Below are 14,968 nucleotides of genomic sequence, written 5' to 3' on the forward strand. Positions count from 1 at the left end.
ATAAAATGGCATCAATCATAGGACTTACTGGTGGTATTGCAAGTGGTAAAAGCACTGTCTCGAAAATGTTGGAGGATCAAGGGTTTACAATCGTCGACGCCGACCTAGCTGCACGCGTGGTTGTAGAACAGGGTGAAGACACATACAAAAAATTAGTGAATGTATTCGGAAAAGACATCCTATTGGCTGATGGTGCCATTGATAGATCAAAGCTCGGTTCGATTATATTTCATGATAAAGAAAAAAGAGAAATGTTAAACAGTATCGTCCATCCAGCAGTGCGGATCCGTATGAATGAATGGAAGGAAGAGGCGATTGCTGCTGGGAAACAGACGATCATTTACGATATTCCGTTATTGTTTGAAAGCAATCTTGTCCACTTAGTTGAAAAGATTATCTTAGTATATGTGGACGAAGAAGTGCAGCTTAAAAGGCTTGTGTCAAGAAACAGTTTGTCTGAAGCAGAAGCAAAAGCCCGAATTGCTTCCCAGCTCCCGTTGCAAGATAAGGTGGATCTTGCTGATGCAGTAATAGACAATAACGGAACAATTGGTGAGACGAAACAACAAGTAGAGGCATTATTAATTAAATGGAACTTACAACCTTAAGAAAAAACTCCTGATCATTTCAGGAGTTTTTTCGCTTTTTGGTCTATCACGATAATACTGGAAATACTATGCAAAAGTTAAAATTTATTATTGCAAAAAAAATATATAGGCCGTATACTTTAAATCGTGAGTTAATTTTAAGTTTTTATTTTTTGCTCACATAACTGCTTAAAGGGTTAGGACCTCATTGGACTAACTTTCCCCCGTTGCAGTTACTAAGGTTGTTTAAAAATTCCGGAAAAAATGGTCTTTTTAAGCACACGTACTTTGTTATTCTGATCGCTAAAAAATACGTTCAAGGGGGAACGATCAATGGAAACAATCGGACGTCATGTAATTTCTGAATTATGGGGTTGTAATGTTGATAAATTGAACAGCATGCCATTAATTGAGCAAATATTCGTAGATGCTGCTCTGAAATCTGGTGCTGAAATTCGTGAAGTTGCCTTTCATAAATTTGCGCCGCAAGGAGTTAGTGGTGTTGTCATTATTTCTGAATCGCATTTGACGATTCACAGCTTCCCGGAGCACGGCTATGCAAGCATTGATGTTTATACGTGTGGCGATTTAGATCCTAATATCGCTGCAAACTATATCGCTGAAGCATTAGACGCCGATATAAGAGAAACGATTGAAATGCCGCGTGGTATGGGACCCATCCAATTGAAACAAAAAAAAGCTCAATAATTGATAAGATGTAAACAGGGGTGTATGGAGACATACGCTCTTTTTGTTTCGTCTAGCTCCAGCGCCTAGCCCCTCGAGGTCAAATAAGCCTTTAGACAATAAAAGTCAAGACCGGACTTTTTTTGTCTCAGAACATTTGCTTGTCGGAGGCCCGCAGGATGCGGGTCAGAACGGCGTTGCCACAGGACGTGGCGGGCTTAGCCGTTCTTCCATCGCAAGGCGCTTGCGCTTTTTTCTTTTCCTCCAAAAATAAGGTATAATGTTTAAAAGCACGTTGAACGGAGCTGATATGATGAAATGCCCGTCCTGCCAACATAACGGCACACGAGTAGTAGATTCAAGACCCGCCGATGAAGTGAGGTCAATAAGGAGAAGGCGTGAGTGTGAGAAATGCTCATATCGCTTCACCACATTTGAGAGAGTGGAGGAAACTCCTCTTATTGTTGTTAAAAAAGAAGGAATCCGTGAAGAATTTAGTAGAGATAAAATTTTACGCGGGTTGATTCGTGCTTGTGAAAAACGACCTGTAACGTTAGCGCAGCTTGAAAAAATTACGCATGATATTGAAAGGGAATTGCGTAATCTGGGTCAAGCGGAAGTAAAGTCGGACAAAATAGGTGAAATGGTTATGGACAAACTGTCAAAAGTCGACGAAGTAGCTTACGTACGATTTGCATCCGTCTATCGGCAATTCAAAGATCTTAATGTCTTCTTAGATGAATTAAAAGATTTAATCAAAAAAGATTGATGAAAGTGTGTTTGACATGAAGCAGCATTGGAATGAAGTTCAGCCAATAGATTCTTATAGTGTAACAATGAATGGATTATTAACGAATCATGATAAAAAGATTATTGCCTTTTTATATCAGCCTTTAATCGGACCGATTTGTACAAGCTTATATACGACATTTTGGCATAAAGTAGAAGAAAATCGTCTATGGTCAGAAGAGTGGAATCATTATCATTTAATGAATTTGCTTGATCTCAATTTGGAAGATATTTATCATGCACGACTGAAGCTTGAAGGTATCGGATTGTTGAAAACATACATAAAAAATGAAATGGATATCAGGACATTTGTTTATGAACTTCAGCCGCCGCTTTCAGCAGAGCAGTTTTTTACTGACGGTATGTTAAACATATATTTATATCAGAAACTTGGGCAATCGCATTTTTTAAGATTGAAAAAAACGTTTACTGATAAAAAGATAGAAACTAATGAATTTACTGACGTAACGCGTACGTTCCAAGATGTTTTCACATCTTATGGAACAGGCTCTCTCGCAAATAATGAAGGGCATGAAGCAAGCCATCCAAATTCTGGTCAAGACTTTTTTCAAAGACATGCGGCGGGACATATCCACATTGACGGAAGCGACTTTGACTTTGATCTATTATTATCGGGTCTGACTGATATTATGGTACCGAGAAAAGTTTTTTCTCCGCCAGTCAAGGAGGCAATTGCAAAATTGTCTTTCCTTTATTCGATTAATGCCATTGAGATGAAAAATATCGTGCTTGCCAGCCTGACAGCTGATCATGGAATTGATATTGATGAGCTTAGAAAAGCGGCGCGTGATTGGTACCAGATGGAAAATAATGACAGGCTTCCGCAACTCGTTGACCGTCACCAGCCAATGGTTCATCGGGAAATCGATAATAAGCCTACAACCAAGGAAGAGAAACTCATTTCTTATTTGGAAACTGCCTCTCCAAGACAGTTATTGATCGACCTATCAGATGGGGCCGAGCCTGCTAAGTCCGACCTTCAAGCTGTAGAAGATATTATGTTTCAACAAAAGCTGCAACCAGGTGTAACCAATGTCTTGATTCATTATGTCATGCTGAAAACAGACATGAAACTATCCAAAAACTATTTGGAGAAAATTGCCTCACATTGGTCCCGTAAAAAAATAAACAGTGTTAAATCTGCAATGGAACTTGCAAAAAATGAACACCGTCAGTACCAAGAGTGGGCAAGTGGGAAAAAAGAGACAAATCAGCGCAGGAAAAAACCAATTCGCACAGAAAAATTACCTGATTGGTTTGTATCGCAAGAGGAACCAGAAAATCAAATTAAACAAGAGAATTCGGCAGAACTGGAAGAAAAGCGACGTCGACTAGAAGCCATTCAAAGAAAATATCAGAAAAATGGAGGTGAAAAAGATGGAGCGAATTAATAAAACGCTTGGTAGATTGTCGAAATCGCCTGATTTTAGACAGCGTTACGATCATTTAAAATCCGAAGTTTTGACAAATCCGGATATACAAGCATTTTTGTTAGCGAATCAAGATAGAATCACAGATAGCATGATTGAAAAAAATTTAATGAAGCTATATGAATATATGTCGCAAACGAAAAATTGTAAAGATTGTCCGAATCTCGGGCACTGTGTGAACATGATGCAGGGGTATGAGCCTACCCTCGTTCTTGAAAGGGATACAATTGGAATTCATTATCGTCCGTGTCCTTCGAAGATTATTCATGATGAGCGCCGAAAAACGGAAAAGTTGATCAAGAGTATTTATGTACCGAGAGAAATACTTCAAGCCTCATTTGCTGACTTTTCTTTGGATAGTCCAGGGAGAATCCATGCGTTTGAATATGCTGAGCAGTTTGCTTCCACATTTGATCCTGGAAGCGCAATGAAAGGATTATTTTTATATGGAAGCTTCGGAGTTGGAAAATCTTATTTACTTGGAGCAATAGCCAATCAGCTTGCTGAAAAAGAGATTTCATCGCTTATTGTATATGTTCCGGAGTTTTTACGTGAAATGAAACAATCACTTGGCGATCAAACGCTGAATGAAAAACTAGAAACAGTGAAAAACGCACGAATCCTTATGCTCGATGATATCGGGGCTGAAGCAATGTCCAGTTGGACAAGAGATGAAATCCTTGGCTCCATTTTACAATTCAGAATGCATGAACAGCTGCCAACTTTTTTCACCTCAAACTTCGATTTTAAAGGATTGGAACACCACCTCACCTATACACAGCGGGGGGAAGAGGAAAAAATGAAAGCGGCTAGGATTATGGAACGCATCAAATATTTATCGATCCCGGTCAGGCTTGATGGTCCGAATCGAAGACATAACTAAGCACCCGTAAATTTTGCGGGTGTTTTTTCTATTAGTCGATTTCCTCTATTCCCCGTAAACTCATTAACTTCTATAATGATTTCGCATAAATCATTGGTCTAGTCCGTCCAAGCCCTCATATATATGTATCAAAGCAGTAAAAGGGGGGACGGGCTTGGAGTTGATTTTCTCATCCATTAAAGATGCGATCCGTCTGAAATTTTTTTTAACTGCGAATGGTTTAGGAGAAACATTGATGGAGAACCAGGGCCAGTTTATGTATAGATTCAGCACTGATCACGCGAAGAACGATCGTTATGTAAAAGCATTGACTTATTTTATTAAAGAAATAAAAAGAAATGAGTGGCTAAACGATAAACTGCTCCACACATACCATTATGAAAATGAAGATGAACGCAGCCATATTATCGATATTGCCACTGATATGTTTGCTGGGGTTCGGAAAGATCTAGCCGAACTTGCAGGTAACATAAACGAAAATCAGGTAATCGGCTTAGCTGTCAAAGATTTGCTAAGTTTCGGTGGAGCTGTTTTATTTGAATCATTTTCAAGGTTTCGGCTAAAGCCTTATTATGAGCATGTCGGGAAATATCTTGAAATAGCGATTGATGAATATAAAATGGAACAGGAATACCAAATGTTCGTAAACATGTTAAGGGATTATTTGCAAAATCGGACTCCAAGATTGAGTACGGTACACATTTATTTGGATAAAACTGCGATGTTTTATGATGAAAACGTTCAGGAAATAGCGCATCATGATCTAAAAGAACTTATAGATCAGCGATTGCTCGCCAATCATCCAATTTATGTCGATTCTGCTGTGATTGCACCGTTATTATCTATAGCTCCTGAAAAAATATATCTTTATACATTCGAAGAAGAACAAGCGCTGGTCAGAACGCTGCGCAATATTTTTGAAGAACGAATTTCCATTTTGTCACCAGCCAATTTACATGAACTGAAAAAATCTTATACTAATAAACCTTGATTTTCCTTCTGTTACTATATATAATAACGTACATAATCTAATTCTGAACAAGTTTTGATAAGGACATGAGTATTTTGTTACGGTTCTCAGAGAGGGAAGATGAAGCTGTGAGCTTCCCAACACGGACTGAATGCTTACCGCCTTTGAACTCCAGTCATGAACCTTATTACGCAGTAATGATTGGCGGACCATATCCGTTAGTATGAATCCAAAGTCTGCATCCATTCATGCATGCAGAGAACTAGGGTGGAACCACGTGTGCTAAACTCGTCCCTTTCCAGGGGCGGGTTTTTTGTTTTTTTATAAATGATAAAGGAGTGTTGAAAATGTCAGAACAAGTAAAAATTACTTTTCCAGATGGTTCTATAAAGGAGTTTCCAAAAGGTACAACAACAGAAGATATTGCGGCATCCATTAGCCCGGGATTAAGGAAAAAGGCACTTGCCGGTAAACTGAACGGAGAATTGGTCGATCTTAAAAGACCAATAGAAATTGATGGATCCATCGAGATTATTACTCCAGATAGTGAAGAAGCGCTTGAGATTATGCGTCACAGCACAGCTCACTTGATGGCTCAGGCTATCAAAAGACTATACCCTGATGTAAAACTAGGGGTCGGTCCTGTTATCGAAGGCGGATTTTACTATGATATGGACCTTGAACATTCCATTACACCGGAAGATTTGCCGGTTATTGAAAAAGAAATGAAGAAAATTATTAACGAAAACATTGAGATTGTCCGTAAAGAAGTAACACGTGACGAAGCGAAGCAACTGTTTTCCGAAGACCAATACAAGCAAGAACTGATCGATGCGATTCCTGCAGACGAAAAGGTGACAATTTATGAGCAAGCTGATTTTGCTGACCTTTGCCGTGGCGTTCACGTACCATCTACAGGGAAAATTAAAGAATTTAAGCTATTAAGTATTGCTGGTGCATACTGGCGAGGTGATAGTAAAAATAAAATGTTGCAACGCATTTACGGTACAGCTTTCTTTAAAAAGGATGCACTGGAAAATCATTTAAAAATGCTGGAAGAAGCGAAGGAACGCGATCACCGTAAACTTGGTAAAGAGCTAAGCCTGTTTGCAAATTCACAAAAAGTCGGGCAGGGGCTACCTCTTTGGCTCCCTAAAGGTGCTACAATCCGCCGAACTATAGAACGTTATATCGTCGATAAGGAAGTAGAGCTCGGCTATGATCACGTATACACTCCTATAATGGGCAGTGTGGAACTATATAAAACAAGCGGTCACTGGGATCACTACCAAGATGATATGTTCCCAGTCATGGATATGGACAATGAACAACTTGTACTACGCCCGATGAATTGTCCACATCATATGATGGTTTACAAAAATGATATCCATAGTTATCGTGAACTGCCAATTCGGATTGCCGAACTTGGGACGATGCATCGTTACGAAATGTCCGGTGCGCTTTCAGGCCTCCAACGCGTTCGCGGAATGACTTTGAATGATGCCCATATTTTTGTTCGTCCAGACCAGATTAAAGAAGAGTTCATTCGTGTTGTGCAACTGATCATTGAAGTATATAAAGACTTTGAAATAAGTGATTACTCTTTCCGACTTTCTTATCGGGATCCTGAGGATAAAGAGAAGTATTTTGATGACGATGAAATGTGGAACAAGGCTCAAAGCATGATAAAAGAAGCTGTTGATAGCTTTGGGATTGATTATGTCGAAGCCGATGGTGAGGCGGCATTTTATGGCCCTAAGCTGGACGTACAAGTAAAGACAGCACTTGGAAAAGAAGAAACTCTTTCCACTGTACAGCTTGACTTCCTTCTTCCAGAAAAATTCGATTTGACATATGTAGGTGAAGACGGAAAACAGCATCGTCCTGTCGTTATCCACCGTGGGGTCGTTTCTACTATGGAGCGCTTCGTTGCCTTCTTAATTGAAGAATATAAAGGAGCTTTCCCAACTTGGCTCGCACCTGTTCAAGTTCAGGTGATTCCTGTTTCTCCAGATGCTCACTTTGACTATGCAAAGCAAGTGGCAGATCAATTGAAATCAGCCGGTTTCCGTGTAGAACTGGATAAGCGTGATGAAAAAATCGGTTATAAAATTAGAGAAGCGCAAATGCAGAAGATCCCTTACATGGTTGTCGTGGGCGATAATGAAATTACTGCTGAGGCCGTTAACGTAAGAAAATACGGGGAACAAAAATCAGAAACAGTTCCTTTTAAGGAATTCCTTGAGCAATTGAAAACGGAAGTGGATATAAAACAAAAATAAAGATCAGGCACCTCCACTAAGGAGGTGCCTGAACCTTCGTAAACTTTATTTTTTATCTTCTAAATCAACTGTAGTGCCGTCTCTTAAAGTATATTCCAAGTCAAAGGTATTGTAATTTTGGTCTAATTGAAATGTATTAAGGATTTTATTGATAGCCTCTTTTTCAGAGGTGTTTGTCTCAAACCCTAAACCTTTCAATTGAGTATATAAGGCATTGAAAGCTTCCATTCCCTTGAGCTTTTTATCGTGGATTGAATCGTTAAGCTCTGCCTTGTAATCTCCATTTGCACTTTTCTCCTCATAATCGAAATCATATTCTTTATCAGGACCGTATCTAACTTCTAAGTTAAATTTGGTAAAATTGAGCTCTGCCATTTTCTCTGCTGCATTTGTGTCCCCTTGAACATTCCCGCCGTCGGATAAGTTGCCACTATTCTCCTTACTTTTATCCTCCGGTGTATGTGGATTTTCTCCATTTCCCGGTGGGGGCGGAACTACTTGTTCCTTTGGATGACTATCAATGGATGGATCGTTCGAGCAGGCTGCAAGTCCGAAAACAAGTGAAAGACTGAGGAATGGGAAGATCATCTTCTTCATAATTTTTGCCTCCAATATATACTTGATATTTAAAGTTTTACCCGCTAGCTGCGAATTAAACATTTTTCAAAAAACCATTGCTTTATGAAGAATGATTTGTTATGATAAAAAGCGTTGTTAACAGGATTCGACATTTGACACAATAAATTGCTTATGATATAGTAACTAAGGTGAATTGAATACTCGTTTGTGGAAGAAGGAGCTGCCCGCTTCTCGCCTGATTGACGCATTCTAAGCTGTTGACAGGTTATTAATTTCATTGCCATTCTTAAACTATTCGTTTTTAATGGAGTGCGGGTTGCTTTGTGCGCCTGCACTTTTTTTATTGCTTATTTATAGGCAGCAAACTGGCAATGCCATTTATAGGCAGTTAGATTTTATCCAAAAACACTGTATTCTTCAAAAAACCTTGGAGGTGGCTAACTATTAGCAAAGATATGATGGTAAATGAAGGCATCCGTGCCCGTGAACTTCGTCTAGTTGATCATAATGGGGAGCAGCTGGGAGTGAAATCCCGCAATGAAGCACTTGAAATAGCTGCGCGTGTAAATCTTGACCTCGTCCTTGTTGCACCAAACGCAAAACCACCAGTAGCCCGAATCATGGATTACGGAAAGCATCGTTTTGAACAGCAAAAGAAAGAAAAAGAAGCACGTAAAAACCAAAAAGTGATCAATGTGAAGGAAGTTCGATTGAGTCCTACTATTGATGAACATGATTTCAATACGAAACTTCGCAATGGCCGCAAGTTTCTTGAAAAAGGCGATAAAGTAAAAGCTTCTATCCGTTTTAGAGGCCGCGCCATTACGCATAAAGAAATCGGACAGCGTGTGCTAACCCGCTTTGCAGAAGAGTGCGATGACGTAGCGACAGTTGAATCAAAGCCGAAAATGGACGGCCGAAGCATGTTCTTAGTTCTAGCACCAAAAATTGAAAAGTAATGTTTTGAGGAGGAAAACCCTATGCCAAAAATGAAGACACACCGAGGCTCGGCAAAACGTTTCAAAAGAACAGGTTCTGGTAAGCTTAAACGTTCACAAGCCTACACAAGCCACTTGTTCGCAAATAAAACAACTAAGCAAAAACGCAAACTTCGTAAAGCAGCAATGGTATCAAAAGGTGATTTCCGCCGTATCCGCCATATGCTTGACAACTTGAAATAATACGAACGAGATCCAATTAGGAGGGAAATAATATGCCACGTGTAAAAGGCGGTACAGTAACCCGCAGACGTCGTAAAAAAGTATTAAAATTAGCAAAAGGTTATTATGGTTCCAAACATAGATTATTTAAAGTAGCTAAGCAACAAGTAATGAAATCTTATAACTATGCATACCGCGATCGCCGCAACAAGAAGCGCGACTTCCGTAAACTATGGATTACGCGTATTAACGCTGCAGCTCGCCTAAACGGACTTTCTTACAGCCGTCTAATGTACGGTTTGAAAGTAGCCGGTATCGAAGTAAACCGCAAAATGCTTGCTGATCTTGCAGTAGCTGACGAAAAAGCATTTGCAGAACTAGCTAATAAAGCAAAAGCTTCATTATAAGAATTAATAATAGCCATTCTCCAGTATCAGGAGGATGGCTTTTCGTCTATTAAGGGGGAAACGTGTATGACGAGATTTTTAGTTATATGGTATTGTATTACAATCAATGTGCTTGGATTGCTAATGATGAGGAACGATAAAAGATATGCACAAAAGAGGAAAAGACGAATTAGTGAAAGAAATCTATGGCTCGCTGCTTTTGCAGGCGGAGCTCCCGGGATGACCGTCGGAATGCGGATGTATCGCCATAAAACAAAGCATTTTTCATTTAAATATGGGTTTCCAGTCCTTGCTGTCATTGATATCGTAATTTATTTCCTCCTGCTTGGCCGTGTGTCATAACATACAAACTCGAAAAATAAACTGTTAGTAAGAAAGCGGGTGATCATAGTGGATGAGCAATTATTGATCATGCTTGCATTTATGGAAGGTACCGGAATACTCGCGCCCTTTATGTTTATCGCTTTTCATTTAGTAAGACAGTTTATTTTTATTCCCGTGGCTATGGTCTGTATGGCAGGAGGAATTCTATTCGGAAGCTTGCTAGGCATTCTTTATTCTATGCTAGGCTTGCTCTTGCTCTCGGCATTCTTTTACTTTTGCATCGGAAAAATGCCTGGAACACATGCAAAATTAATGAGGATCAAATATAAATGGTTCGGTCGCTACACGAAAATGACCGTGGGGCAAATTGCCGTGTTGCGACTCATTCCTTTTTTTCACTATCATTTATTAAATATATGCCTCCTTGAAAGAAGGCCTGATTTTCGGGGATTCATGAAGGGGGCTATCGTTACGAATCTGCCCCTTGTTTTTTTCTATACTGTCTTCGGAGAATTTATTACACACTTTACCCCTAGTATCGCCATTGTGATTATCATTTCACTTTGTATACTGTTTTACGTTATGCGTGAAAAAATTGCAATCGTTAAATGGGAAGATTTCTTTGCGAAAAGCTCGGCTTAAAAAAACCCTTTTGTAAGGGTTTTTTATGCTTAATTCCTATTCTTCTTCAGCAATTCCTTAATCGGACTTTTCCAGTCAATCTCAGCATCTGGATACCTGAGTTTGATTTCATTTTCAATGAAAACAAAATCTTCATAGGACAAGCCTTGAAGCAAGTCAGTATTTCGCGGCCAGACAAAAATAGAGACAACTTCAAATGAGCGGTCGGTAGTGCCCAAATATTTTTCTCCCTCAAACATAACGCCATTATACGTGATAAGGAAATTTTTCCTTATATTTTCATGAGTATCATAGAAATAATATTTTCTTTGTTCATGTGCGGCCTCAAGTTTTCTTTTCGGGTCCAAAATAAACTTGACTGTCTTATAGATGAGATAAATGATAAATGCAAAAATCACAACTCTCAGCAGGATGATCATTATGATGCCTCCCAATCGAATAATCTAACAAGCTATACGGTCAAGGAATCAAAAAGTTTCATTATTTGTTATAATTTTTTTAGGAGGGATTACTAATGACATTACATGAATGGTATGCCATGCAGCAAGAATTGGATCAGTACATTGAAATTGAGCATGATTTGCAAAATACGGACTTAGTTGAACGGAAACTCCTGGCACTGCTTGTTGAAATGGGGGAACTTGCCAATGAAACTAGATGCTTTAAATTTTGGAGCAAAAAACCTGCGTCGGATCAAGATATAATTCTAGAAGAATTTGTCGACGGAATCCACTTTATCCTTTCAATTGGGTTAGAGCTCGGGTTTTCAGAACGTGACATCCCCATTGTTTCTTCTGAAGGAAACGAAGATGTGGTCCAAGGTTTCTTGAAAATATATAATCTTGTTGACCAGCTTAGACAAAGCCGATCTGCTGATACTTACGAGGAACTTCTACGCCAGTACTTTATTCTCGGACAATCGCTAGGATTTTCAATCGATGATGTACAACAAGCATATAAAGCGAAAAACGAAGTCAATTATAAAAGGCAGCAGGAAGGATACTAGATAACATGATATAGAGATTGTCGCGGGTCATTCTCATGCCTCGTTTATGGGGCTGGCATAGGCGAAAAGAGATGATCTCAGTCCCTTTGAGGCGTTCAAGAGGACAGGCATAGGTGAAAAGAGTTGATCTCAGTCCCTTTGAGGCGTTCAAGGGGACAGGCATCGGCGAAAAGGGTTGATCTCAGTCCCTTTGAGGCGTTCAAGAGGACAGGCATCGACGAAAAGAGTTGATCTCAGTCCCCTAAAAAGCGTTCAAGAGGACTGAACTAAGCGAAAAGAGCCGACCTCAGTCATCCTGAATCATCTATAAGGTTAGATATAACCAAAAAGAATTCCTTATGATACAAATTTTTGTATTTTCCAATTGTTTATTATTATAATGATGTTGAGCGAACACGCTCTTAAAGAGGAGGGTATTAAATGGCAAAGTTAGATGAAACGTTGACCATGCTTAAAGAATTAACGGATGCAAAAGGAATTCCCGGAAATGAATACGAACCACGTGAAGTAATGAAGAAATACATAACACCATTGGCAGATGAAGTGGAAACAGATGGTCTTGGAAGCTTGATAGCTAAAAAAACAGGTGAAGAAAACGGTCCAAAAGTTATGATTACAGGTCATTTGGATGAAGTGGGCTTCATGGTTACTCAAATCGACGACAAAGGATTCCTTCGTTTTCAAACGGTGGGCGGCTGGTGGTCGCAAGTTATGTTGGCGCAGCGTGTAACCGTTGTCACTTCAAAAGGTGATATAACTGGTGTGATCGGATCCAAGCCACCGCATATTTTATCTCCTGAAGCTCGAAAAAAACCCGTTGATATTAAAGATATGTTCATTGATATCGGAGCTTCAAGTCGCGATGAGGCAAAGGAATGGGGCGTTCGTCCAGGGGATATGGCAGTTCCTTACTTTGATTTCACTGTGATGAATAATGAGAAGATGCTCCTCGCAAAAGCTTGGGATAATCGAATCGGTTGCGCGATTGCGATTGATGTATTAAAAAATCTAAAAGGTGAAAGCCATCCGAATGTTGTGTACTCCGTTGGATCCGTACAGGAAGAAATCGGTCTTCGTGGTGCGAAAACAGCAGGTAATAAAGTTCAGCCTGATATATCTATTGCAGTAGATGTCGGCATCGCTGGTGATACACCGGGTGTAAGCGAAAAGGAAGCCCAAGGTAAAATGGGAGATGGACCACAAATCATTTTATATGACGCGTCAATGGTTTCTCATAAAGGTCTTCGTGAGCTTGTTATTTCTGTTGCTGATGAATTAGAAATCCCTTATCAATTTGATGCAATTCCAGGTGGAGGAACTGATGCAGGAGCAGTTCATTTAGCAGGAGAAGGTGCCCCTTCTTTAGCAATCACGATTGCAACGCGCTATATTCACTCACATGCAGGAATTCTTCACCGTGACGATTATGAAAATGCTGTAAAATTGATCACAGAAGTCGTGAAACGTCTCGACAAAGAAACAGTCGATAAAATCACGTACGAATAATAAAAAGAGCCGGGATCTTCAGGAAAAACTGAGGATCCCAGCTTTTTTCTTTTCTTCTTCGTGGAATTCCTGTATTGTCAAAGGAGAACATTTTGAAGGAGAACATCATGGCTACTTTATGGGAATATATCGTCGTATTTTTACTTGCAGCAACTCCTTGGTTTGAAATGGCAGCTGTTATTCCACTTGGAATTGTAAGGGGCCTTCAACCGTTATTGGTTGTTATTCTTGCTTTTATTGGCAATCTATCCACTATCATTCTTGTTGTATATTTATTCGAAAAAATCCAAGCTTATTTAGTAAAAAAGAAAGGAATCATGAAAGAAGACAATAAGCGGCAAAGACGTGCAAAGAAAATTTGGAATAAATATGGATTGCCCGGGTTAGCGATCATAGGACCTCTCTTAATTGGAACCCACATCTCTGCATTCTTGGGCATGTCTCTCGGAGCGACGAAAAATTGGACACTCCTTTGGATGACCATTAGTCTTGTGCTCTGGTCAGTCGTTTTTGGAGTGGGTGCCTACTATGGTATTGAAACATTCAAGACAATGATGGGATAAACAAATTTTGGGATATTCTAAAATGAATTATCCCATTTTTTTATTGTCTTCATTACTATTAACTAGTAATTAAAACGCTTTCATGATAGTGTAAATACATATAAAATCATGTTTTGGAGTTGATGTCTATGCAAGCGCAAAAATCTATTAATCTCGAAGAACTAAGTGACCTTTGTACGCCGTGGTGCCTTCACTTAGTAGGTACACTAAGGATCGCCGATCATATCGCTGCAGGAACTAATGAAATCAATGACCTTGCCTCAGCGGCCGAGTGCGATGCCTATGCCTTGCACAATGTGCTTGGCTATCTCGTCGATAAGGGCATCTTCGAGGAGACGGGACCCGGGGTGTTCGCATTGAACGAGGTTTCCGAGGGCTTGCTCGACCCGTCGAGACGTCCTGACCTTAATGGTATTGGAGGAAGGATGGCGTACGCATGGGGCACACTTCCTACATACGTTCGGACCGGCAACTCCGGATACCACGAATTATTTGGCCGTCCGTTCTGGGAAGATCTTGCCGCCAACCCGGAGGTCGCGGAAAGTTTCGATGCTCTCATGGGGCCGGCTGGACATGGCACCCCTGATCCGGATTTTCCAATCTCGGGTGGCTGGGAGTCTATAAAAACCGTTGTTGACGTCGGCGGTGGTACGGGAGCAATGCTGGCCGAGATCCTTCGGATACGACCAGAAATCCATGGTACATTGGTTGATCTTCCGGGAACCGTCGCCCGCTCAGGAGAGATATTTCAGGCTGCTGGCGTAGCCGAGCGTGTCACAACGGTAGGGCAAAGCTTTTTCGATCCTTTGCCTACGGGGGCGGATCTATACTTGCTGAAGAAGGTACTAGGTAACTGGCCTGATCAGGAGACAACTGCAATCTTGCGGCGCTGCGCCGAAGCAGCCCGCCCGAACGGCCGAATTGTAATCCTCGGTGGTGTAACAGCAGATGACGTATCCCACAAACTGACAATCGACAAAGTGTTGCTAGGTGGCAAGACGAACACCTTGTCCGAGTTCCTAGTAATGGCGGGTGATGCCGGACTGGAGGTTACGTCAGCCGAGTACGAACCATCTGGCCAGTTCGTAGTAGAGTGTCGTCCGGTGTAAAAATCAAAAAACACATGGTGATT

18 protein-coding genes and 1 other annotated feature are annotated in these 14,968 nt (G+C 40.4%); of the genes, 16 read left to right on the forward strand and 2 right to left on the reverse strand.

From position 1 onward, the window contains the following. The first annotated feature begins 5 nt into the window (after positions 1-5). From coaE to thrS, 7 genes are all read left to right on the forward strand, one after another. Positions 6-608 carry a dephospho-CoA kinase gene (coaE, locus tag KHA88_RS00885; protein ID WP_213121282.1) on the forward strand — a complete coding sequence of 201 codons (603 nt, stop codon included), beginning with the start codon at positions 6-8 and terminating at the stop codon, positions 606-608. A 312-nt stretch (positions 609-920) separates the two neighbouring features. Further along, positions 921-1,295, forward strand: a complete 375-nt coding sequence (gene speD, locus KHA88_RS00890) for an adenosylmethionine decarboxylase (RefSeq protein ID WP_213097628.1) — start codon at positions 921-923, stop codon at positions 1,293-1,295. Between the two features lie 292 nt (positions 1,296-1,587). After that, positions 1,588-2,043, forward strand: coding sequence for a transcriptional regulator NrdR (gene nrdR / locus KHA88_RS00895; protein WP_213097895.1), 456 nt, complete (start codon positions 1,588-1,590; stop codon positions 2,041-2,043). Between the two features lie 16 nt (positions 2,044-2,059). Further along, positions 2,060-3,475 carry a replication initiation and membrane attachment family protein gene (locus KHA88_RS00900; RefSeq protein ID WP_213106727.1) on the forward strand — a complete coding sequence of 472 codons (1,416 nt, stop codon included), beginning with the start codon at positions 2,060-2,062 and terminating at the stop codon, positions 3,473-3,475. Further along, positions 3,462-4,397 (forward strand): primosomal protein DnaI, encoded by a 936-nt coding sequence (dnaI, locus tag KHA88_RS00905; RefSeq protein ID WP_213097626.1) that lies wholly within the window; start codon positions 3,462-3,464, stop codon positions 4,395-4,397. The genes KHA88_RS00900 and dnaI overlap by 14 nt, the downstream gene beginning before the upstream one ends. Positions 4,398-4,551: 154 nt before the next feature. After that, on the forward strand, positions 4,552-5,388 hold the full coding sequence (locus KHA88_RS00910; protein ID WP_213097625.1) for a putative sporulation protein YtxC: 837 nt from the start codon (positions 4,552-4,554) through the stop codon (positions 5,386-5,388). A 45-nt stretch (positions 5,389-5,433) separates the two neighbouring features. Further along, positions 5,434-5,666, forward strand: a binding site (T-box leader). 48 nt (positions 5,667-5,714) lie between these two features. Further along, positions 5,715-7,649, forward strand: coding sequence for a threonine--tRNA ligase (thrS, locus tag KHA88_RS00915; protein WP_213097624.1), 1,935 nt, complete (start codon positions 5,715-5,717; stop codon positions 7,647-7,649). A gap of 45 nt (positions 7,650-7,694) precedes the next feature. On the opposite strand, the gene KHA88_RS00920 is transcribed toward thrS, so the two are convergent. Beyond that, positions 7,695-8,261, reverse strand: a complete 567-nt coding sequence (locus tag KHA88_RS00920) for a YusW family protein (protein ID WP_213121283.1) — start codon at positions 8,259-8,261, stop codon at positions 7,695-7,697. Between the two features lie 422 nt (positions 8,262-8,683). On the opposite strand from KHA88_RS00920, the gene infC reads away from it, so the two are divergent. The 5 genes from infC (at position 8,684) to KHA88_RS00945 (ending at position 10,761) form a co-directional block, all read left to right on the forward strand. Continuing rightward, a complete protein-coding gene (gene infC, locus KHA88_RS00925) occupies positions 8,684-9,187 on the forward strand; it encodes a translation initiation factor IF-3 (protein WP_213097622.1) in 504 nt (167 codons plus the stop codon). A 21-nt stretch (positions 9,188-9,208) separates the two neighbouring features. Next, the gene (rpmI, locus tag KHA88_RS00930; RefSeq protein WP_213097621.1) at positions 9,209-9,409 is read left to right on the forward strand and encodes a 50S ribosomal protein L35; all 201 of its coding nucleotides are present in this window, start codon (positions 9,209-9,211) and stop codon (positions 9,407-9,409) included. 32 nt (positions 9,410-9,441) lie between these two features. Continuing rightward, complete coding sequence (gene rplT / locus KHA88_RS00935; protein ID WP_213097620.1) at positions 9,442-9,795, forward strand: 50S ribosomal protein L20; 354 nt, start codon at positions 9,442-9,444, stop codon at positions 9,793-9,795. Between the two features lie 66 nt (positions 9,796-9,861). After that, on the forward strand, positions 9,862-10,137 hold the full coding sequence (locus KHA88_RS00940) for a DUF1294 domain-containing protein (RefSeq protein WP_213097619.1): 276 nt from the start codon (positions 9,862-9,864) through the stop codon (positions 10,135-10,137). Positions 10,138-10,185: 48 nt separating this feature from the next. After that, positions 10,186-10,761, forward strand: a complete 576-nt coding sequence (locus KHA88_RS00945) for a TVP38/TMEM64 family protein (protein WP_213097618.1) — start codon at positions 10,186-10,188, stop codon at positions 10,759-10,761. A 29-nt stretch (positions 10,762-10,790) separates the two neighbouring features. Here KHA88_RS00945 and KHA88_RS00950 read toward each other — a convergent pair whose 3' ends face one another. Beyond that, positions 10,791-11,180, reverse strand: a complete 390-nt coding sequence (locus KHA88_RS00950; RefSeq protein ID WP_213097617.1) for a sigma-w pathway protein ysdB — start codon at positions 11,178-11,180, stop codon at positions 10,791-10,793. A gap of 95 nt (positions 11,181-11,275) precedes the next feature. Here KHA88_RS00950 and KHA88_RS00955 point away from each other — a divergent pair, with 95 nt between their 5' ends. From KHA88_RS00955 to KHA88_RS00970, 4 genes are all read left to right on the forward strand, one after another. Continuing rightward, complete coding sequence (locus tag KHA88_RS00955; RefSeq protein ID WP_213097616.1) at positions 11,276-11,767, forward strand: dUTP diphosphatase; 492 nt, start codon at positions 11,276-11,278, stop codon at positions 11,765-11,767. A gap of 420 nt (positions 11,768-12,187) precedes the next feature. Further along, positions 12,188-13,273: a M42 family metallopeptidase gene (locus KHA88_RS00960; RefSeq protein ID WP_213121284.1), complete on the forward strand. Its 1,086-nt coding sequence runs from the start codon at positions 12,188-12,190 to the stop codon at positions 13,271-13,273. 107 nt (positions 13,274-13,380) lie between these two features. After that, on the forward strand, positions 13,381-13,836 hold the full coding sequence (locus KHA88_RS00965; protein ID WP_213097614.1) for a small multi-drug export protein: 456 nt from the start codon (positions 13,381-13,383) through the stop codon (positions 13,834-13,836). A 128-nt stretch (positions 13,837-13,964) separates the two neighbouring features. Further along, a complete protein-coding gene (locus KHA88_RS00970; RefSeq protein ID WP_213097613.1) occupies positions 13,965-14,945 on the forward strand; it encodes a methyltransferase in 981 nt (326 codons plus the stop codon). Positions 14,946-14,968 lie beyond the last annotated feature (23 nt).

The sequence above is a fragment of the Lederbergia citrea genome, from assembly GCF_018343525.1.
Lineage (GTDB): Bacteria > Bacillota > Bacilli > Bacillales > Bacillaceae_C > Lederbergia > Lederbergia citrea.